The following is an 18,954-nucleotide window of genomic DNA, read 5'->3' as shown; positions in this document are numbered from 1 at the left end:
TAAGCTATCCCCAGCTGGTGGACCGAAATTGGTCGAGGACATGTTCGAGGCATGTCGCAATCCAGCCCCCTCTAGGGCGGATGTCAGAACCTAGGACGACAGTTATGTAACGGTAATATGACAGGCTCGGAGGGTGTTTTGGGCGCCACACCGCGTATGGCTACCGCTAATCAGCTGCCCGTTCGAAGACGTCCGCAATTCCGCGGGCTGTCGGCACGATGGCGTGCGGCTCATGATAGTTGCCGTTCACCTGGCTCTGGGCGATCACATGCGCGCGGAACCGCGTGAACAAGGCGCTGTCGGGAGCCTCCGGCGCGCACCAGAAAGCGTCCAGCGGCTTCTGGTCGGTCAGCCCCTCGAAGTCAAAGAAGGCGTCTCCCAGAACCTTGACCGGCGTATGGAAACCCAGCGCCGACAAGGCGGCGCTGGAGTTGTTGACGACCATGCCTCGCGACGCACGGCACAGCGCGGCCAGATTGCCGCCGTCGATGAAATCGACACGTCCCGCCAGCCCATGCTCCTGAGCCAGCCGCATTGTGACGGCGCGAAGATTGACCAGGCCCGGATCCAGCGGATGGTTCTTGACCACCAGCCGCATCTGAGGCGCCGCGTTTGCGGCGAAGCTGGTGATGACGGCCGTCAGGAAGGCGCGATTGTCGGCGTATCGGGAATAGCGCAGCAGCTGCGCATCGCCCTCCCGCTGCAGGCAGGCGATGAAGAACTCACCTCTGTCCCGGATGATGTCGGCGTCGCAATTCTCGGGTCGACGGAAGGCCAGGCTGACGTAGCGTCGAACATGGCCCAGGCACTGCTTCAATGGAGAGAACACATAGGGCGCGGTATAGTTTGGGAAGAACGCTTTTCCCGCCACCTGCACCGTATGGTAGGCGCTGATATTGGCGACATGGTGCGGCAGGATTTTTCCGACTGCGACAGGCTCGGGCAATTGCGGCGCTGGCTCGGGATATCCGTCGCGGAAGCGTGGAAGCGCGCTTGAGCCGTTCACGCCGTTGCGTTCGACGGTGATCCAATCAGGACGGAAATAGCCGTTCTCCAAGACCCAGACGCGAGCCTTCAGGCTTTCCGATGCGGCCAGAACCGCACGGTTGTAGGCGCCGGCCTCGCCAAAAACGACGATGTCACTGAAATCTGCGACGATACGGGCGAGATCATCGGTCCACGATTTTGCCGTTCCCTTGAACACCAACCCGCCCGGCCTGCGCCAGTTCATCGCATCGCCGGCGTTGAAGATCATGCGGTTGACGACCGCCCCGCGCGATTCGAGCACCGAGGCCAATGCGGATCCGAACGATCCGAAGGGGGCGGAAACGATCAGGAAACGACGGCTCGACAGGCCATGTCGACCGCCTTGCCGTGTTGCGGGGAAGGCAGAAACGACGGTTGACTGGGCCGGCGCTACTGAACGCAACCGCAGAGATGCGCTGGGCCGAACGTCATCTGCCCTTAAGCGATAACGGCGACGACGTCGCGCCGACAGAACTCGAGAAGACGAACGCACGTCCACCATCACGCCCACCGGTACAATGACGGAACAGAAACCGCTTCGGCGCGGCCGGTGCAACCGAAGGGTTTATCGACAAAGGGCATCATCGCCCTTTTGTCGCGACCACCTTTTGCGATCAATCGAAAACGCCCAGAGTTCTGAGATTTTGAAACGTGGCGCTTTGAGCGTTGTTTTTTAGCATCAAAGCCGCCGCCACCCGGAAGGCGACGACGGCTCGATGTCTTTGAGACGACGACTTCCATGCTTCGCAGGTCGCTGGTTGGGTGATCCCAACCAACTCCCCGAAAGTCTTAGAAGTTGATGTCGATGGTCGCGCGGCGGTTGAGCGGTTCACGCACACCGTCGGCGGTCGGCTTGGCCAGGTTGGTTTCACCCTTGCCGTCGAGGGCGATCACGCCGCCGTTGACGCCTTGAGCGACCAGGGCGTCCGCGACGGTGCGCGAACGACGGTTGGACAGACCCAGGTTATAGGCGGCCGAACCCGAGGTGTCGGTGTAGCCGACGATCAGGACGCGCGTCGGACGACCCGACTTGGCGTAGTTGGCGGCCTGCGTCACCACCGAGCGGGCTTCCGCGGTCAGGTCCGAGCGATCCCAGTCGAAGTAGACGACGAACTGGCGAGCGACCGGGGTCTGAGCGACCGGCGGCGGGGGCGGCGGGGGCGGAGGAGGCGGCGGGGGCGGGGGCGGCGGGGGCGGCGGCGGCGGCGGAGCGTCTTCCGCACCGAAGCTGTAGCGCAGACCCAGGGTCACGGTGTGCGACTGGTCGTAGTCGCCGTCCCATTCGCCGAACTGCGTAGCGCCAGGACCAGCGCCGACCGTCGTCGAGGCGAAGTTGGCGTCGCCCGTCAGGTAACGGTAGGTCAGGTCGATGTTGGTGCGGTCGCCCACAGCCCAGGCCAGACCGGCGATCGCCTGAGCGGCGAACTTGGTCGAGTCGTCGTCCGCCGTGAAGGTGGCGGCGCGGTTGGCGCGCAGAGCGCCGCTCGTGTCGGTCTTGACGCGGTTGACGCCGGCGCCGAGGCCGACGAACGGACGAACGCCCCAGTATTCGAAGCCGAAGTCATAGATGACGTTGGCCATCAGGGTGGCGGATTCGATGTCGCCTTCGGGCGAGAAGCAACCGCCCGTCGCCGGGGTGAAGTTGCACAGGCCCTGCGTGCCCGACACGGCGCGAACGCGGCCGATGTCGCCCGAGCGGTAGCCGCCTTCCAGTTCAACGCGCCAGTTCGGGTTGAAGCGATAGCCGAGGCGAGCGAAAGCCGCCCAGCCGTCGTTCACTTCCCAGTTCCAGTTGGCGCCGGTCGTGGACGATTCAGCGTTGATATCGTCGATCATGTGGTAGCCGGCGTCGATGGCGCCGTACCAACCATTGGGTTCCGCCGATGCGGCGCCGGCTGCGAACAGTCCGGCGGCGGCAACGGAGGCGAGAAGTTTGAGCTTCATAGCTTCCTCACTGTGTGAATGCGCGAAGCTGCGCAATAGCACAGCATTCACTCGACCGAACGGCGTGGCTGGCGCACGGTTCCGCGCTTGAGATACGATTGTGTCGACTGTGGCGCCATTTCAACACATTGGGCGTCTGCGAGAGGGAACGATTATGACGATGCGGTTTGACGGACAGGTGGCGATCGTGACGGGCGCCGGGGGCGGGCTGGGGCGCGAACACGCTCTGGCGCTGGCGGCGCGGGGGGCCAAGCTTGTGGTCAATGACCTGGGCGGCGCCCGCGACGGTTCAGGCGGTTCGGCGACGGCGGCGGAATCGGTCGTGGCGGAAATTGAGGCGGCCGGCGGGGAAGCGATGGCCAATGCGGCCTCCGTGACAGACTATGCCGCAGTCCAGGCCATGGTCGATCAGGCCATGGCGAAATGGGGCCGGATCGACATTCTGGTGAACAACGCCGGCGTCCTGCGCGACAGGACCTTCGCCAAGATGGAGCTCGAGGACTTCCGCTTCGTCGTCGATGTCCACCTGATGGGGGCGGTAAACTGCACGAAGGCGGTGTGGGAGATCATGCGCGGGCAGAACTACGGCCGGATCGTGATGACGACCTCGTCGTCTGGCCTGTACGGCAACTTCGGCCAGTCGAACTATGGCGCAGCCAAGATGGCCTTGGTCGGCCTGATGCAGACCCTGTCGATCGAAGGGGCCAAGAACGACATCCGCGTCAACTGCTTGGCGCCCACCGCCCACACCCGCATGACCGAGGATCTGGGCGCCGCCCTGCCGCTGGAGGCGCTGGCCCCGGCTCTGGTCACGCCCGGCCTGCTTTACCTGGTCAGCAAGGAGGCGCCGAGCCGCGGAATCCTGGCCGCCGGCGCCGGCGGGTTCGAGCGCGCCTATGTCACTCTGACGCAAGGCGACTTCATCACCGGGGACAACGCCCCCGAACAGGTCGCCGCCCGCTTCGACGCCATCTCGGACCGCAGCGGCGAGATCGTGCCGGACATGGGCGCCGCCCAAGGCATGATCGAACTGACTAAGGCCCAGAAGGCCCACGGCGGTTGAACAACAAGGTGCCTTGCGTTGACGCGACGTGAGGCGCCTAACTTCGCTTCAGAGGAAACCGGCCTCAAGCAGCGCGAACGCGCGTAGGCCAAACAAAAATGGGCTCAAGCAGCCCGAAGGGCGATAGCCCAGGAGGAAAGCTCATGCGCGAAGCCGTCATCGTCTCCACCGCCCGCACCCCCATCGGTCGCGCCTATCGCGGCGCGTTCAACGACACCCAGGCGCAGCAGCTCGGCGCCCATGCGGTCAAGCACGCGGTCCAGCGCGCCGGCGTCGATCCGGTCGAGATTGAGGACGTGGTCATGGGCGCGGCCCTGCAGCAGGGTTCGACCGGCACCAACGTCGCGCGCCAGATCGCGCTCGCCGCCGGCCTGCCCTCCTCCGTTCCCGGCATGAGCCTGGACCGTCAGTGCGCCTCGGGCCTGATGGGCATCGCCACGGCGGCGAAACAGGTCGTCTTCGATCAGCAGAAGATGGCGGTCGGCGGCGGGCTGGAAAGCATCTCCTTGGTCCAGAACCAGAATATGAACCTGTACCGGATGAAGGATGAGGCGCTGCTGAAGCTGTCGCCCCACATCTATATGTCGATGCTGGAGACGGCCGAGGTGGTGTCGCGCCGCTATGGCGTCAGCCGCGACCGCCAGGACGACTATGCGCTGAAGTCCCAGCAGCGCACCGCCGCGGCCCAGGACGCCGGTCGCTTCGACGCCGAGATCGTGCCCATGACCACCACCATGCTGGTCATGGACAAGGCCACCGGCCAGACCTCATCGAAAGAGGTCACCCTCTCCCAGGACGAGGGCAACCGTCCCGATACGACGCTGGAAGGGCTGAAGGCCTTGAAGCCGGTCTTCGGCGGCGGCGAGGAGATCGAGACGGGCGAGTTCATCACCGCCGGCAACGCCTCGCAGCTGTCGGACGGCGCCTCAGCCTGTGTCGTCATGGAGGCCGGCGAGGCGGTGAAGCGCAATCTGCAACCGCTCGGCGCCTATCGCGGCATGGCGGTCGCCGGCTGCGAGCCGGACGAAATGGGCATCGGCCCGGTCTATGCCGTGCCCAAACTGCTGAAGCGCCACGGCCTGACGGTGGACGACATCGGCATCTGGGAGCTGAACGAAGCCTTCGCCGCCCAGGTTCTGTATTGTCAGGATACGCTGGGCATTCCCGATGACCGGCTGAACGTCTCGGGCGGCGCCATCTCCATCGGCCACCCCTACGGCATGTCCGGCGCCCGCATGACCGGCCACGTCCTGATCGAAGGCAAGCGTCGCGGCGCCAAATACGGCGTCGTCACCATGTGCATCGGCGGCGGCATGGGCGCGGCCGGGCTGTTCGAAATTTACTGAGAAAGTCAGAAAGCCGCGCCCACATGAGACACGACTTCGAAACGCCAGCGTTTCGAAGCGGCGCGGCCGGGCTGTTCGAAATCTATTGAGAGGGACCAGTTGTCTCCTCCCCATTTCATGGGGAGGTGGCTCGTAGCGAAGCGGAGAGACGGAGGGGCTCTTCGCCGCATCGCAAACGTCTGTGGGACTTCAATAGCCCCTCCACCGCTTAGCCAGTCCTCGGGCTCGCCTTCGGCGAGACCCGGGGGCGGTCCCCTTCCCCGCTCCGCAGGGAGGAGACGATTTAGACCCGCTCGCTCATCTTGATCGCGGCCTTGCAGCCGACCTTGATCACGCCGGACAGCAGGCGATAGGCGGGCGCTTCTCGGCTGCCGTGTTCGATGGCGTGATCGTGGTGGGCCAGTTCCTCGTCGCGGAACTGTTTCAGCTCGGCGGCCAGGGCCGGGTCGCGATCGCCGATCTCGGCGATCTGGTCAGCATAGTGTTTCTCGATCACGCTCTCGACCGCCTCGGTGCAGGCGTGCGCGGCCTTTTCGCCCATCAGGGCCGTGCCGGCGCCAAGGGCCGAGGCGGCGATGCGCCACAGGGGCGTCATGACCGTGGGTCGCACCCGCCGCTCGTTCAGCAGCCGCTCGAAGCGCGCCAGATGCACCGCCTCCTGGTCCTGCATTTCCGACAGGTCGTGGGCGATGCCGTCACGCCCCTTGCGCCCTTCGAACACCGCCTTCTGGGCGCGATAGATCAGGACGGCCGCATATTCCCCCGCGTGATCGACGCGCAGGATTTCGTCCATCCGCGCCTTGTCGGCGCCTTGGCCAGGACGAGGAAGAGGAATGGAATGGCTCATCGCATCAGGCCTTTTCGATCCGGGGCGCGCGGGCGTCCTTGGGACGTTTCGCCGCCAACAGGCTGAACACCGCAAGCGCCGAGGCGATGATCGCGTTCCATCCTGCCATCGACAGACCCAGCCAGCTCCAGGCCACATCGCCGCAGCCGATCACCTTGGTCACCGGCCCCGTGCCCATGGCGAGCGCCGTCAGGCTGTCCATATCGACCGAGCCGCCGACGGACGAACAGGTCGCAGGCAGCGCCCACCATTTATATTCGCCACCCATGTGGAAGATGGCCGTGATGGCGCCTGTGGCGAACACGGCCGCCAGCAGGAAGGCGGCGATGCGCGGCGTGCCCCGGCGTCCGCCGCTGAAAAGGGTCCAGCCTGTGGCCAGCACAGCGACGACGACGGCGCCCCAATAGACCTCGCGCTGCTTCAGACACAGGTTACAGGGCGCAAGGCCGCCGAACCGTTCGAACGCATGGGCCGCGCCCAGCATGGCCAGCGACGCGGCCAGGGCGAAGGCGGTCCACCAACGGGTCAGAAGGCGATAGACATCGATCATCTTGAAACGGTCTTACCCCGCCCCGAACGCGGCGTCGACTTACAGAAGCTTCAGGACGACGATCAACGCGACCAGCGCGACCAGGCCGATCACGCTCCACATCGCCAGCCGCTTTTCCACCTGCGCCAGCATGGCCGGCCCCCAGCGCTTCAGGATCCACGCTTCCAGGAAGAACCGCCCGCCCCGCGTCACGACCGACGCGGCCATGAAGACCGGAAAGCTGAACGCCGCCAGACCCGAAGCGATGGTCACCAGCTTGTAGGGGATGGGTGTCAGCCCCTTGATCAGTATGACCCACAGGCCCCACTGATCGAACCAGGCGCGGAACTGCTCCAGCCCGTCCGAATGGCCCAGCACCCGCATGATCGCCAGACCCAGATCGGTCAGGAAATAGCCGATCGCATAACCGAGAATCCCGCCCAGCACCGACGCTGCGGTGCAGACCGCAGCGTAGAAATACGCCTTCTGCGGTCGCGCCAGGATCATCGGCGCCAGCATCACATCGGGCGGGATCGGAAAGAACGAACTCTCGGCGAAGGAGACGACCGCCAGGGCCTTGGTCGCATGGCGGCTGCGCGCCAGGTCGAAGACGCGGTCATAGAGTTTGCGCAGCATGGCGATCCTTAAGGCGGTACGGCGCGTTAGCACCCCTGCGGCGTTGCGTCATCCTCGGCCGTCACGTCCACCTGCTAGAGCGCCTGAATGACGACCCCCGCCTCTTCCCCGTCCACGGTCCAGCAGGACGACGTCAGCCATAACGTCACCCGGCTGCTGCGGCGGCTGGCCGACGACGGCGGCGACGCAGGCCTGACCCTGCACGAGATCCGCGACCGGCTGGACGAGCGCGCCTACGGCCTGTTGATCCTGCTGCTCTCCATCCCTTGTCTGGTGCCGGGCCTTTACGGCGTGCCGCAGGTGGTCGGGCTGATCGTCATCCTGCTGGCCGGCCAGATGCTGGTCGGGCGCGAGGAGCCTTGGCTGCCGCGCTGGTTCCTGAACCTGCGGTGCAAAGGATCGTGGCTGAAGGCCATGGCCGATTTCGCCGAAACCAAACTGGGCTGGATCGACCGGCTGTCGCGCCCCCGCCTGCGCCGCTTCGCCGACGGACCGGGCGAGAAGCTGGCCGCCGTCTTCATGATCCTGGCGACCGTCACCATCGTCATGCCCCTGACCAACACCATCCCGTCCATCGCCCTGGCCTTGCTGTCGGTCGGCCTGATCCAGCGCGACGGCCTGTTCGTCCTCGCGGGCTGCGCCGTCACCACTGTCTGGCTGACCATCCTGGGCGCGCTAGGGACCGGCCTTCTGATGGGCGCCGAATGGGCCACCCGCTGGTTGCCGGGCTGACGCAACCGTAAGATATTGGCCGTCAAATCGCGCCTCAGTTGTTTTGGTCAGTATGCTTACGCTTGGTGGTGGGGAGCCCGAAGACTTGACCTCGAATCTGATCGGCCTCGTCGCCGCACTCGGCCTCGCTTTCGCAGCCGCCGCCCCCGCCTCGGCTCAACAGGCCGCGACGATCGAGGCGCGCGCCGCGCCGGGCGGCGTTCTGGTGACCTGGAAGCTCGCCCAACCGACGACTGAGGTCGCGTTTTTGGATCAGGACATCGTCCGAACCCTGTGGACGGTCAGAACGCCGGGCCTGTCGATGTCGGACGGCGTGGTGAAATCCGACCAGCCGTTCGATACCTTCGATATTCTGATCGCGCCTGACGCGGCCGAGGTGGACCGCGTCTATATCGGCCTGGTGCGGGTCGGATCAGGCCAGAGGCTTTATGGGCCCGCGCTGGCGCTGAAGGACATGGACGCCGAACTGGCCGTGAGGGCGGCCGCAGGTGAAACCGTCACGCCTCAATCCAACGCGATCCAAAGCTACGTCTATGTCGGACCGACCTCGGCCGTGACGCAGGATGACGGCGGCGTGGTCGTCGTCGGGGAAACCGTTCCCGCATCCCTGCGCACCGCGATGAGCGAAGGCTTTCTGGCGGCCCAGGGATTCTATGGCGCTCGCCTCGGCCGCGACCTGCCCTATGCGCCGACCCTGATCGTCACTACCGACAGCCCCGGCCCGACGACATTTCGGGGCGATGTGACCGACAATGGCGTCATCTCCCTGCGCTTTCATGGCTCGGACTGGTCCGCGCCCCCGCCCGATGTGACCGAACAGCTGTCCACCTTCGTCTGGCACGAGACGTTGCACATGTGGAACAGCCATGCGGTGACGACCAAGGACGGCGTCAGAGCGCCTTGGCTGCATGAGGGCGGCGCCGAATACGGCGCATTGATCGCCGCCCTGTCCACGGGAACGATCGACGAGACCCAGTTGAAGACCTCGCTGGCGCGACGGCTGAACGGTTGTCGCGCCGCCCTTGGCGACCGCCCTGACGCCGAACAGCGCCTGCGCACCGGAAACGCCATCTACAACTGCGGCGTCGTCGTGCAGTGGATCGCGGACCTGGAGAGCCGCCGCGCCTCCGACGGCCGCGCGGACGTCTTCGACATCTGGAAGGCCATGCTTCAGTCCGGTCGCTCGGGAGACGGTTATGGGGTGGAGGACTTCCGCAGCCGCCTGACGCCGGACACCGCCGTCGCCGTGCTGTTGGACGGTCCGGGCCCGGACCGCTGGGCCGGCGTTCAGGCCCGCCTTGCCGCGCTGGGCGTCACCTTGGTCAATCGGCCCAGCCCGCGTGACCTTCGCCAGGCCGCTCTGTTCCACATGGTCGATCAGAACTGCGGCGGCGAGGGCGGCTTTTCCATCGACAACGGCCGGATCAAGCTGGACTCCGGCGACCGATGCGGCGCCCTGTCCGGCGATCCCGTCGTCATCGCGATCGAAGATCTGGACCCGATGTCGAACGGTCAGGGCGTCTTCCAGGCCGTCCAGGCCCGTTGCGCCGAAAACCTGCCCATCCGTTACACACTGGCGGACGGCAAGACGGTCGAGGCGGTCTGCAAGGCCCCGCTTCGGGCCCCCGATCTTTGGGCCGTCGATGCGATGCCGGATCTCAGGGCGCGACGCACTTGACGGACAAGCGCCGCCCTAGATGTCCAAGATTTAACGGGCGCCAAGCCGGTATCCAGTGAAAGGTGCAGTGGTCGACCGGCGGTCGATCATTCCCGACCTTTCTTTCATGTGAGTGTCATGGCCCTGCCTCTTCGTGTCTCCCGTCCCCTGACCGCCGCGGTTGGCTTAGGCGTCCTGCTGGTCGCGGCCCTGCCCGCAGCCGCCCAGGACTATCGCCAAGCCTTCCATCCTGATCAGCTGAAGGGGCCGCCCGCCGGCGCGCTGAACGAGGTTTTGGTGCTGGGCACGCCGCACCTGTCGAACATGGGCGACGGCTTCAAAGTCGAAAGTCTGTCGCCGCTGCTGGATCGGCTGGCGGCGTGGAAGCCGACCGCCATCTCAACCGAGGACCTGTCGGGCCTGCAATGCGACAGCCTGCGTCGCTATCCGTCGCGCTATGCCGAGACGGTCGAGACCTATTGCTGGGATCCCGCCCCCGCCGCCCTGGCGACCGGCCTGGACGTGCCTGCCGCCAACGCAGAGGCTGAGCGGCTGCTGGCCGAGTGGCCCGATCGGCCCACGGCGGCCCAGCGGCGTCATCTGGCGGCGGTCTTCCTGGCGGCCGGCGAGCGGGGATCGGCCCTGGTCCAGTGGCTTCGCCTGCCCGCCCAGGACCGCATCGCCGGGGACGGCCTGAACGACGCCTTGGTCGGCGTGCTGAACCAAATCGAGAAACAGGCCAACGAGACCTTCCTGATCTCCGCCCCCCTGGCCGCGCGCCTAGGACTGGAACGGCTGTGGAGCGTCGACGACCACTCCGCCGATTCGCCCGACCCCGCCGACCCCGTGGAGAAGAAGGCATCACAGGACGCCGTCATGGCCGCCTGGGACAATGCCGCCAGCACGGCCCGTCGGGCGGAAGACGAACGGCTGAGCGCCGCCCTGGATCAGCCGAACGGCCTTCTTCAGATGTATCGCGCCTACAATGCACCGACCGTCCCGGCCATGGCCTATCAGTCCGATTTCGGCGCAAATCTGATCGAGCCGTCGCCGCAGGCCTTCGGCCGCCGCTATCTCGGCTTCTGGGAGACCCGCAACCTGCGCATGGTCGCCAATATGCGCGATGTTCTGGGCCGCTATCCGGGCACGCGGATGCTGACCATCGTCGGCGCCTCACACAAGGGCTACTACGAGGCCTATCTGGATCAGATGCACGACGTCCGGCTGGTCGATCCCGAGCCCGTTCTGCGCTGAGCGGAACGCGCTGGGGGCCGCCCGTCATCACGACCCCGTGGCTTCGTCTTGGCTCCGTCGTCTTCTGTGACTAGGTTCCGCGCCAATCGGCGGCCAGACCGCCCTCAAGATCACGCGGGAGACGCGCCATGAACGACATGACCCAGGCTACGGCGGAACAGATCGACCAGGAAAACCCCCTCGGCGTCGACGGTTTCGAGTTTGTCGAATTCACCGGCCCCGAGCCCGAGGCGATGATTTCACGCCTGGAGCTGATGGGCTTCACCCAGACGCACGTGAACCCCAAGACCGACGTGGTGCGCCTGAAACAGGGCGACATCAGCTTCCTGGTGCAACGCTCGCCCAAGGGTCAGGCCGCCGACTTCGCCAAGGATCACGGCCCGTCCGCCAACGGCATGGCCTTCCGCACCACCGACGCCAAGGCCGCCTATGAGGGCGCCCTGGCCCGCGGCGCCGTCGCCGCTACGGACGCCGCCGGCGGCGCGCTGGGCGACGACTACCCTTACATCCTGCAAGGCATCGGCGGCTCGTTGCTCTACGTCATCGACCAGTATGGCGACGCCGGATCGCTCTATGACGCCTGGGACGAGATCGAGGGCTGGGAAGAGGCCGAGCGCAAGAATTCGATGGGCCTGGAGATCCTGGACCACCTGACCCACAACGTCCGACGCGGCCAGATGCGCACCTGGTCGGGCTTCTACAACTCGATCTTCAACTTCGAAGAGCAGAAGTACTTCGACATCAAGGGCAAGGCGACGGGCCTTTTCTCCCAAGCCATGATCGCGCCCGACCGCGCTATCCGCATCCCGCTGAACGAAAGCCAGGACGACAACTCCCAGATCGAGGAATTCCTGCGCCGCTACAACGGCGAAGGCATCCAGCACATCGCCCTGACGACCGAGAACATCTTCGAGACGGTCGAGGCGATGAAGAAACGCGGCGTGGAGTTCCAGGACACAATCGAGACCTATTTCGAACTGATCGACAAACGCCTGCCCAACCATGGCGAGGACGTGGAGCGGATGCGCAAGAACCGCATCCTGATCGACGGTTCGGACGAGGAAGGCCTGCTGCTGCAGATCTTCACCCAGGACACCTTCGGCCCGATCTTCTTCGAGATCATCCAGCGCAAGGGCAACGAAGGCTTCGGCAACGGCAACTTCCAGGCCCTGTTCGACTCGATCGAGCTGGACCAGATCCGTCGTGGTGTCATCAAGGTCGACGCCTGAATGAAGATGCGGCCGCCGACCTGGCTGCCCTGGCTCGGCCCGGTCCTGGCGGCCGGCGCCGGGGCCTTGGCCGGCGAAGTCTGGCTGGGCGGCGGCTTCTGGATGGTCCTGATCGCCGCCCTCCTCTGCGGCTTCGCCCCCATCATCGGCTATCAGGTGTGGAAGCGCCTGCACCACCGGGGGTGAAGGCGCCCCCCTTGCCTCAGCGAAGCGGCATATAGCGGCAGGTGAAGCTCGGGTCGCCGGACATCGGACGGGGCGTCAGGTGGATATGCATCCGCTGGGCCTGGGCGGCGTCTTGAAGCGCAAAGGCCTGTTCGGCCTCATACATCTCGTCGCGGTGGGCGTCGCTCCAGCCTGAGGCCAGCTTGATGGCGCGCGCCTTGGCGGCCTGAAGGGTTTCGGCGACGACGAAGACGTTGCGGTGCTGTTCGGCGAAGGCCACCCCGTCATAGCCGCCGAGGTTCACATAATAGAGCTTCTCCTGGCCGGTGTAGGGCTCGGGACGCAGGCTGACGTCATAGCCGTCCGCGTGTGAAATCTCCGACCAGCAATCGATGTGCAGACTGCCCGTCTTGCCCCACCACTGTTCACGCAGGGTGTCGTAGGTGCCCTCGATCGAGGGGGCGGCGATGAAGCGCATATCATGCACTTCGATATTGGCGCCGGCGTGCTCGCCGCCGATGTAGATCGCAAACAGCTTCATCAGGTCTCGCTTCAGGCCGCCGAGGCGGCGGGATGGGGCGGGTTCTCCTCGCCTTTGACCACCAACGCCAGCCTGCGCCCGACGATCCCTCCCATTTCAAAGGAACTGGTGATCCCCTGCGCGAAGGGGTGGCGGCCCATCAGGAACGGCAGCGTCAGGCAAAACAGTCGGTCCGGCGGCAGGGGCGCATCAACGGGTCGAAACAGCTCATCGACAGCAATGCCGCGCACCACGTCGGGCGCATCATTGGCGACCTCGTCGCGAACGATGCCCTGCTCCAGCAGCGACAGGAACGGAAACTGGATCGCGGCCAAGGCCTGCTGGCCGGTCGCCTCGATGAAGACCGGGAAATGTCTTGTCCGTCCGGCGATCGTCACGTCGGCCCCACGTTCCGGACTTTGCGTATCGACCGCGTGGTCCTCGCCGAGCGCCAGAACCTCCAGCTTGCCGGCCTCGTGCAGGGCCAGCATCCGCTCGATCGATTCATGCGGCACGCCGGCGTAGACATCGACGAAGATCGGCTTGAACGCCCGACTGAAGCGCTCGAACTGCGCGGCGTCCAGATGCGGCACGATCGCGGCGACGACTTCATGCATGCGAAGGATGGCGTCGCGCCACGCCACCGTGACCCTAGCGGCGTGATTGGCCCGCGCTTCTTCCAGGTTCGCCGCCGCCCAGACGAACGGATCGCTCGCCGCACGTCGGGCGAAATAGGCCTGGGCGAATGTCTCCAGCGTGGCCTCGCCCAACGCCGTTTCTGCCGCGTAAGCCGAATCGGCTTGGATCAGCTCGCGCCGGAAGAGGTCGAACACCTCATCCAGAAGACCGCCCGCCTCCTGCGCGATGAGGGCTGCGACCGCCTCCGGCGTGCAGATGTCCAGCGGCGCATGGGGCAGCGGAAAATAGAAGTCCGCCTCGGGCAGGATGCCCTTGCGCGACATCATGGTCAGGCGAAACGTCTCGGTTCCCGGCGCAGGTTCGTACACCAGCCGGTCGGCTTGGCGAACGAAGGCGCCGTGCGATCCTGACAAGGCGACCGCCGCATCGATCGCCGTCAAGGACGAGCCGCGGATGCCGATGTCCGTCGCGGGGATCTTGGACAGCGCCGAGGCCGGCCACGGACTGAGGTAATAGCCCGGACGGCCCTTGTGGCGCGACGGCCATTGGTGGCCAGTGGCCAGGACCACATGATCGAAGACCGCCTTGCTTGCGCGCAGCGAGGGCGGCGAGACAGAGGTCAGTTCGATGCCGGCCGGCGTGTTCGCGGCGTCGACGACGCGACAGTCGGTCATCACCTGGATCGAGACGCCAGCGGCCCTCGCCCGTTCCACAAGGGCTCTGAACTGGTCCTCGAAATAGCGCCCCAAAGCGAGACGCGGCACGAAACTACGCTCGTCCAGCGCGGCAGGGTCGACGTCCAGCGCGTGCAACTCCGCCGAGGTCCGTGCCGCCAGCCATTCCGCCAGGGTTTGCGTGACCGGCGGGATTTCCACGCTGGCGATGTTCGACAGCATCGCCCGGTCGTTCCACTCTGCGCTGTAGGGGCTGCCCGATCCCGCAGAGCCGCGCGCCTCGATCACGGTGATGCGCGCCGGCAGCTCGCCTTGGGACAGCAGGGCGTGAAGCGCGTAGAGAGTGGTTGGCCCCGCTCCGACAAAGGCGATCGATGCAGTCATGCGCCCACAATGCGCGACGCGCAAAAAGGCGCCATGCCGAATGTTTTTTTTCAATCGAAACAGCCACCTGTACGCTACTAAACACGTTCGATCTGCGCGATTTCGCACACAGGACCGCCGAGATTCGCCCGACTTGGTTATGAGCTTCGTTTTCTTTGATCGATCAGCCTGACACGACCCCGTCATGGGTTACAGTGGCGGGCGCCGACGTCCTGCCGACGGGGTGCGTCCTGATCCGGCGCGGGGAGGAATTTCATGATGCGCATCGCCTGTTCGGCACTGATTGCACTCTTTGCACTGTCTTTGTCCTCGGCGCACGCCCAGGACGCCGCGCCGCGATGGTCGCTGGCGATCCATGGCGGGGCGGGCGTGATCGAGCGGTCCAGCCTGACGGCGGAACAGGACGCGGCTTATCGCGCGGCGCTGCAAGGCGCGCTGGACGCCGGGTCGGCCGTGCTGAAAAGCGGCGGCTCGGCGGTGGATGCGGTCCAGGCCGCCGTTCAGGTCATGGAGGACGATCCCCTGTTCAACGCCGGGCGCGGGGCGGTCTTCACGGCGGCCGGCCGTAACGAGCTGGACGCCGCCGTCATGGACGGGTCGGACCTGACCGCCGGGTCCGTCGCAGGCCTGACCACTACGCGTCATCCCGTCGCCGCCGCCCGCGCGGTGATGGAGCGGTCGCCCCACGTCATGCTGATCGGCCCCGGCGCCGACGCCTTCGCCGCCTCGGTCGGGCTGGAGCAAGTCGATCCGGCCTTCTTCTTCACCGAGCGCCGCTGGCAGGGGCTGGTCAAGGCCCTGACCGAGGCCGGACAGCCGATCCCCGAACGCCCCGTCGGCGCGCCTCTACCAGGCGCCCAGGCCCAAATCGCCCCGCCCCTGAACGAGAAGAAGTTCGGCACGGTCGGCGCCGTGGCGCTGGACAGCCAGGGTCATCTCGCCGCCGCCACCTCGACCGGCGGCATGACCGCCAAACGCTGGGGACGGGTCGGGGACGTGCCGATCATCGGCGCCGGCACCTACGCCTCCAACGCCGACGGCTGCGCGGTGTCCGCCACCGGCGACGGCGAATATTTCATCCGCGCCACCGTCGCCCGCGACATCTGCGCGCGGATTGCGGGAGGCGCGGCGACGCAGGCCGCCGGTCAGGCGGAGATCGCTGACGCCGATCGTCTGGGCGGCAAGGGCGGCGTCATCGTCATGGGCCTGGATGGCCGCCCTGCCTTCGCCATGTCCACCTCGGGCATGTATCGCGGCGCGGCCTCCTCGACCGACCCCGCCCGCGTCGCCATCTACGCCGACGAACCCTGAGCGCCCGTTCAGACCAATTAGACGAATTAGACTCTTTTTTCCCAGACCGAGACCCATGCCTGCGTCCGATGACGAACTGACCGTGATGGCCAACGAGGAGTTGGACGCCGCCTGCGCCATGCCCTTCGTCGAGGTCAGGAAGATCACCCCTTGGGGCGACAGTTACGAAGGCTTCGCCCCGTCCGGCCGCACGGTCGAGGTCGAGCGCCGCTACCTGTGGGCCGTCGAGCCTGAGGGCGGCGTCATCGTCGAGGTCGAGGTCCGCGACCGCGCCGCCCGCACCGGCGCCGAGGCCCGCGCCCTGCTGACGGCCGCCGACTGATTCCGCCGTTCCCAACATCGCAAATCCGGTCTAGGCCTTGGTCATGAAACTCGCCTCGCTCAAGCACGGCCGCGACGGCCGCCTCGTTGTCGTCTCTCAGGACCTGAACTGGTTCACCGACGCCTTCCTGATCGCCCCGACGCTGCAGGCGGCGCTGGATGACTGGGACCGCTGCGGGCCCCGCCTCGAGGCCTTGGCCGAAAGCCTGGAGCATGAGGCCGTGCCGCGCGGCCGCTTCCACGAACGCGACGCCGCCTCGCCGCTGCCGCGCGCCTATCAGTGGGCGGACGGCTCGGCCTATGTGAACCACGTCGAACTGGTGCGGAAGGCGCGCGGCGCCGAAATGCCCGAGAGCTTCTGGACCGACCCGCTGATGTACCAGGGCGGCTCGGACAGCTTCCTGTCGCCGCGCGATCCGATTCCGCTGGCCGACGAGGCCTGGGGCTGCGACCTGGAGGCCGAGATCGTGGTGGTCGTCGGCGACGTGCCGCAGGGCGCGACGCGCGAACAGGCGCTCGACGCCATTCGCCTGGTCGGCCTGGTCAACGACGTGAGCCTGCGCAACCTGATCCCCGCCGAACTGGCCAAGGGCTTCGGCTTCGTCCAGTCCAAGCCCGCCAGCGCCCTGTCGCCGGTGCTGGTCACGCCCGAGGCGCTCGGCGACCGCTGGAAAGACGGCAAGCTGCATGGCGCGTTGAACGTTCAGCTGAATGGCCAAGACTTCGGCAAGGCCGACGCCGGCGTGGACATGACCTTCGACTTCGGGACCCTGATCGCCCACCTGGCCAAGACCCGGTCGCTGGGCGCCGGGACCATCATCGGCTCGGGCACCGTGTCCAACAAGGACGCCGACGGCGGCCCCGGCAAGCCGGTGTCCGAAGGCGGCCTGGGCTATAGCTGCATCGCCGAGGTCCGCACGGTCGAGACGATCCTGCGCGGCGCGGCCGAGACGCCCTTCCTGAAACACGGCGACACGGTGCGCATCGAAATGCTGGACGCGCGTCATCATTCGATCTTCGGCGCCATCGAACAGACCGTCGCGCCGCTATCCAGCGCGGATTGACGCCGCTAGGGTGCTGACAGCGGCCTCGGGGGAGGCCGCATCCGGTCTTTGGGGAGAGACGACGTGCCGCCTGAAAAACTGATCCCGCTGCTCATGATCCCGATCATGCTGGTGGTCGTGCTGCTGAAGAACCGCAGGAAGCGCGTGCTGAAGCCGCAGCTGCTGTGGGTCATGCCGGCCATCGTCCTGCCGTTGATCGGCCTGGGCATCTGGGGCACGGCGCAAAACCCGAACATGGCCCATGCGTCGTTCGGTCCCGACGCCTGGGCGGTGCTGGCCATCGGCGGGATCCTGGGCGGCGTCGCCGGCTGGTATCGCGGCAAGACCGTCACCATCGAAAAAGAGCCGGACGGTTCCCTGATGGCCCAGGCCTCGCCGCTGGGTCTGATCCTGCTGGTCGTGCTGTTCGCCGGCCGGTCCCTGCTGCGCGACCTGATCGAAAGCCATGCCGCCGCCTGGCACCTGAACGTCCTGGCCGTCACCGACGCCTTCCTGGTCTTCGCCATGGGCCTGATCGTCATGCAGCGCGTCGAAATGTACATCCGCGCCCGCCGCATCCAGTCCGGCGGCACGGACAGCCATGTGGAAGTCGCGGCCTGACGCTTCGGGCTGGACGCGGCCTTCGCCTCTGTGGCATGAGGCGGTCCTTCCGCTGCGGGCGTGGTGGAATTGGTAGACGCGCTGGACTCAAAATCCAGTTCCGAAAGGAGTGCCGGTTCGACCCCGGCCGCCCGCACCACTCTTCGTCGGTTCAGCCCAGCTGCCGGTGGAAGAACTCCGCCACATCGGCCAGCACCGTCGCCTTTTTGCGGAACAGGGGCGAGAAGGTCGCGATCAGGTCGGCGTGGTCCAGGCCCGGATAGAGCTTGGCTTCCGAGCGCCCGCCCGCCGCGCGCATCCGATCATCCAGAATGACCGTGTCCTCGTCGTGGACCACCGTGTCGGCCGTGCCGTGGCCCAGCCAGATCGGCGGGGCGTCACGGCGCACGAAGGTCACGGGTTGGGTAAGGGTCGGGTCGGGCGCACGGCCGAAGGCGTTCTGCGACGCCGCCACGTCGAATGGCAGGAAGTCGTAGGGGCCCGCGAGACCTGCCGCCGCCTTGATCAGATCGGGACGGCCGACGGCGGCCATATAGCGTCGGTCCAGGGCGATCATCATCGCCAGATGCGCGCCCGCCGAATGGCCCAGCACGCCAAGCCGCGCAGGATCGCCGCCATACTGACCGACCACCTCGGCCGCCTTGGCCGTGGCGGCGGCGGCGTCCTCGATGAAAGCCGGGAAGACGACCTGGGGCACGATCCGGTAGTCCGGCAGCGCGACCACGAAGCCGCGCGCCGCCAAAGCTTGCGCGGCCCAGCCATACTGGCTGCGTGAGCCCGAATCCCAGCCGCCGCCATAGAAGAAGACCAGCGTTGGATAGGGGCCAGGCGCGGTCGGCGCATAGAGATCCATCTGCTGGCGCGGATCGTCGCCATAGGGGACGTCGCGCGCGACGCGTCGCACGCCGCCGTCCCTCGGCCCCAAGGTGTTCAGCAGGCTCAGCGGCGAGCAGGCGGCGGCGAGAAGCCCAAGGGCAGGCGCGAACAGTCCACGGCGGGTCATGCAGAAGGCT

At 66.4% G+C, this 18,954-nt stretch carries 20 protein-coding genes and 1 tRNA gene; 12 read left to right on the top strand and 9 right to left on the bottom strand.

The annotated features are described in order from the left end of the window. Positions 1–166 precede the first annotated feature (166 nt). The 3 genes from DT343_RS14810 to DT343_RS14805 all read right to left on the bottom strand — a co-directional run bounded on the left by DT343_RS14810 (position 167) and on the right by DT343_RS14805 (position 2,970). The gene (locus DT343_RS14810; protein WP_112863833.1) at positions 167–1,288 is read right to left on the bottom strand and encodes a capsular biosynthesis protein; all 1,122 of its coding nucleotides are present in this window, start codon (positions 1,286–1,288) and stop codon (positions 167–169) included. Positions 1,289–1,527: 239 nt separating this feature from the next. Next, positions 1,528–1,767, bottom strand: a complete 240-nt coding sequence (locus tag DT343_RS17280) for a hypothetical protein (protein ID WP_146756766.1) — start codon at positions 1,765–1,767, stop codon at positions 1,528–1,530. Between the two features lie 48 nt (positions 1,768–1,815). Then, the gene (locus tag DT343_RS14805) at positions 1,816–2,970 is read right to left on the bottom strand and encodes an OmpA family protein (RefSeq protein WP_112863468.1); all 1,155 of its coding nucleotides are present in this window, start codon (positions 2,968–2,970) and stop codon (positions 1,816–1,818) included. Between the two features lie 154 nt (positions 2,971–3,124). Here DT343_RS14805 and DT343_RS14800 point away from each other — a divergent pair, with 154 nt between their 5' ends. Continuing rightward, complete coding sequence (locus DT343_RS14800; RefSeq protein WP_112863467.1) at positions 3,125–4,033, top strand: SDR family NAD(P)-dependent oxidoreductase; 909 nt, start codon at positions 3,125–3,127, stop codon at positions 4,031–4,033. Positions 4,034–4,176: 143 nt separating this feature from the next. Beyond that, positions 4,177–5,379, top strand: a complete 1,203-nt coding sequence (locus DT343_RS14795) for an acetyl-CoA C-acyltransferase (RefSeq protein WP_112863466.1) — start codon at positions 4,177–4,179, stop codon at positions 5,377–5,379. Between the two features lie 283 nt (positions 5,380–5,662). On the opposite strand, the gene DT343_RS14790 is transcribed toward DT343_RS14795, so the two are convergent. The 3 genes from DT343_RS14790 to DT343_RS14780 are packed head-to-tail and all read right to left on the bottom strand — an operon-like array spanning position 5,663 to position 7,391. Next, positions 5,663–6,226, bottom strand: coding sequence for a demethoxyubiquinone hydroxylase family protein (locus DT343_RS14790; protein ID WP_112863465.1), 564 nt, complete (start codon positions 6,224–6,226; stop codon positions 5,663–5,665). A 4-nt stretch (positions 6,227–6,230) separates the two neighbouring features. Next, positions 6,231–6,776 carry a disulfide bond formation protein B gene (locus DT343_RS14785; RefSeq protein WP_039246047.1) on the bottom strand — a complete coding sequence of 182 codons (546 nt, stop codon included), beginning with the start codon at positions 6,774–6,776 and terminating at the stop codon, positions 6,231–6,233. A 39-nt stretch (positions 6,777–6,815) separates the two neighbouring features. Beyond that, positions 6,816–7,391, bottom strand: a complete 576-nt coding sequence (locus tag DT343_RS14780; protein ID WP_112863464.1) for a YqaA family protein — start codon at positions 7,389–7,391, stop codon at positions 6,816–6,818. Positions 7,392–7,478: 87 nt separating this feature from the next. On the opposite strand from DT343_RS14780, the gene DT343_RS14775 reads away from it, so the two are divergent. From DT343_RS14775 to DT343_RS14755, 5 genes are all read left to right on the top strand, one after another. Next, on the top strand, positions 7,479–8,123 hold the full coding sequence (locus tag DT343_RS14775) for an exopolysaccharide biosynthesis protein (RefSeq protein ID WP_112863463.1): 645 nt from the start codon (positions 7,479–7,481) through the stop codon (positions 8,121–8,123). 85 nt (positions 8,124–8,208) lie between these two features. Then, complete coding sequence (locus DT343_RS14770; RefSeq protein ID WP_112863462.1) at positions 8,209–9,801, top strand: hypothetical protein; 1,593 nt, start codon at positions 8,209–8,211, stop codon at positions 9,799–9,801. 117 nt (positions 9,802–9,918) lie between these two features. Then, entirely contained in the window at positions 9,919–11,034 is a 1,116-nt protein-coding gene (locus DT343_RS14765) for a DUF5694 domain-containing protein (protein ID WP_220116729.1), read from the top strand. 128 nt (positions 11,035–11,162) lie between these two features. Further along, entirely contained in the window at positions 11,163–12,263 is a 1,101-nt protein-coding gene (gene hppD / locus DT343_RS14760) for a 4-hydroxyphenylpyruvate dioxygenase (protein WP_112863461.1), read from the top strand. Continuing rightward, complete coding sequence (locus DT343_RS14755) at positions 12,264–12,449, top strand: hypothetical protein (RefSeq protein WP_112863460.1); 186 nt, start codon at positions 12,264–12,266, stop codon at positions 12,447–12,449. Positions 12,450–12,465: 16 nt separating this feature from the next. Here the strand turns inward: DT343_RS14755 and DT343_RS14750 are convergent, their stop codons facing one another. Continuing rightward, positions 12,466–12,969: a DUF1543 domain-containing protein gene (locus DT343_RS14750; protein ID WP_112863459.1), complete on the bottom strand. Its 504-nt coding sequence runs from the start codon at positions 12,967–12,969 to the stop codon at positions 12,466–12,468. An 11-nt stretch (positions 12,970–12,980) separates the two neighbouring features. Continuing rightward, entirely contained in the window at positions 12,981–14,645 is a 1,665-nt protein-coding gene (locus tag DT343_RS14745) for an FAD/NAD(P)-binding protein (RefSeq protein WP_112863458.1), read from the bottom strand. Positions 14,646–14,900: 255 nt separating this feature from the next. Here DT343_RS14745 and DT343_RS14740 point away from each other — a divergent pair, with 255 nt between their 5' ends. The 5 genes from DT343_RS14740 (at position 14,901) to DT343_RS14720 (ending at position 18,080) form a co-directional block, all read left to right on the top strand. Continuing rightward, complete coding sequence (locus tag DT343_RS14740; RefSeq protein WP_112863457.1) at positions 14,901–15,956, top strand: isoaspartyl peptidase/L-asparaginase family protein; 1,056 nt, start codon at positions 14,901–14,903, stop codon at positions 15,954–15,956. A gap of 55 nt (positions 15,957–16,011) precedes the next feature. Beyond that, on the top strand, positions 16,012–16,278 hold the full coding sequence (locus DT343_RS14735; RefSeq protein ID WP_017506239.1) for a hypothetical protein: 267 nt from the start codon (positions 16,012–16,014) through the stop codon (positions 16,276–16,278). A 43-nt stretch (positions 16,279–16,321) separates the two neighbouring features. Continuing rightward, positions 16,322–17,341, top strand: a complete 1,020-nt coding sequence (locus DT343_RS14730; protein ID WP_112863456.1) for a fumarylacetoacetate hydrolase family protein — start codon at positions 16,322–16,324, stop codon at positions 17,339–17,341. A gap of 63 nt (positions 17,342–17,404) precedes the next feature. After that, the gene (locus tag DT343_RS14725) at positions 17,405–17,941 is read left to right on the top strand and encodes a CcdC protein domain-containing protein (RefSeq protein ID WP_112863455.1); all 537 of its coding nucleotides are present in this window, start codon (positions 17,405–17,407) and stop codon (positions 17,939–17,941) included. Positions 17,942–17,995: 54 nt separating this feature from the next. Further along, positions 17,996–18,080: transfer RNA gene (locus DT343_RS14720), tRNA-Leu, on the top strand. A gap of 12 nt (positions 18,081–18,092) precedes the next feature. Here the strand turns inward: DT343_RS14720 and DT343_RS14715 are convergent. After that, positions 18,093–18,944: an alpha/beta hydrolase gene (locus DT343_RS14715; protein WP_112863454.1), complete on the bottom strand. Its 852-nt coding sequence runs from the start codon at positions 18,942–18,944 to the stop codon at positions 18,093–18,095. Positions 18,945–18,954: the final 10 nt, after the last annotated feature.

This window comes from Brevundimonas vesicularis (genome assembly GCF_900445985.1).
Classification (GTDB): Bacteria; Pseudomonadota; Alphaproteobacteria; order Caulobacterales; family Caulobacteraceae; genus Brevundimonas; species Brevundimonas vesicularis_D.
Note: the sequence above shows the minus strand (reverse complement) of the source record. Positions and strands in the feature narration are given on the sequence as shown.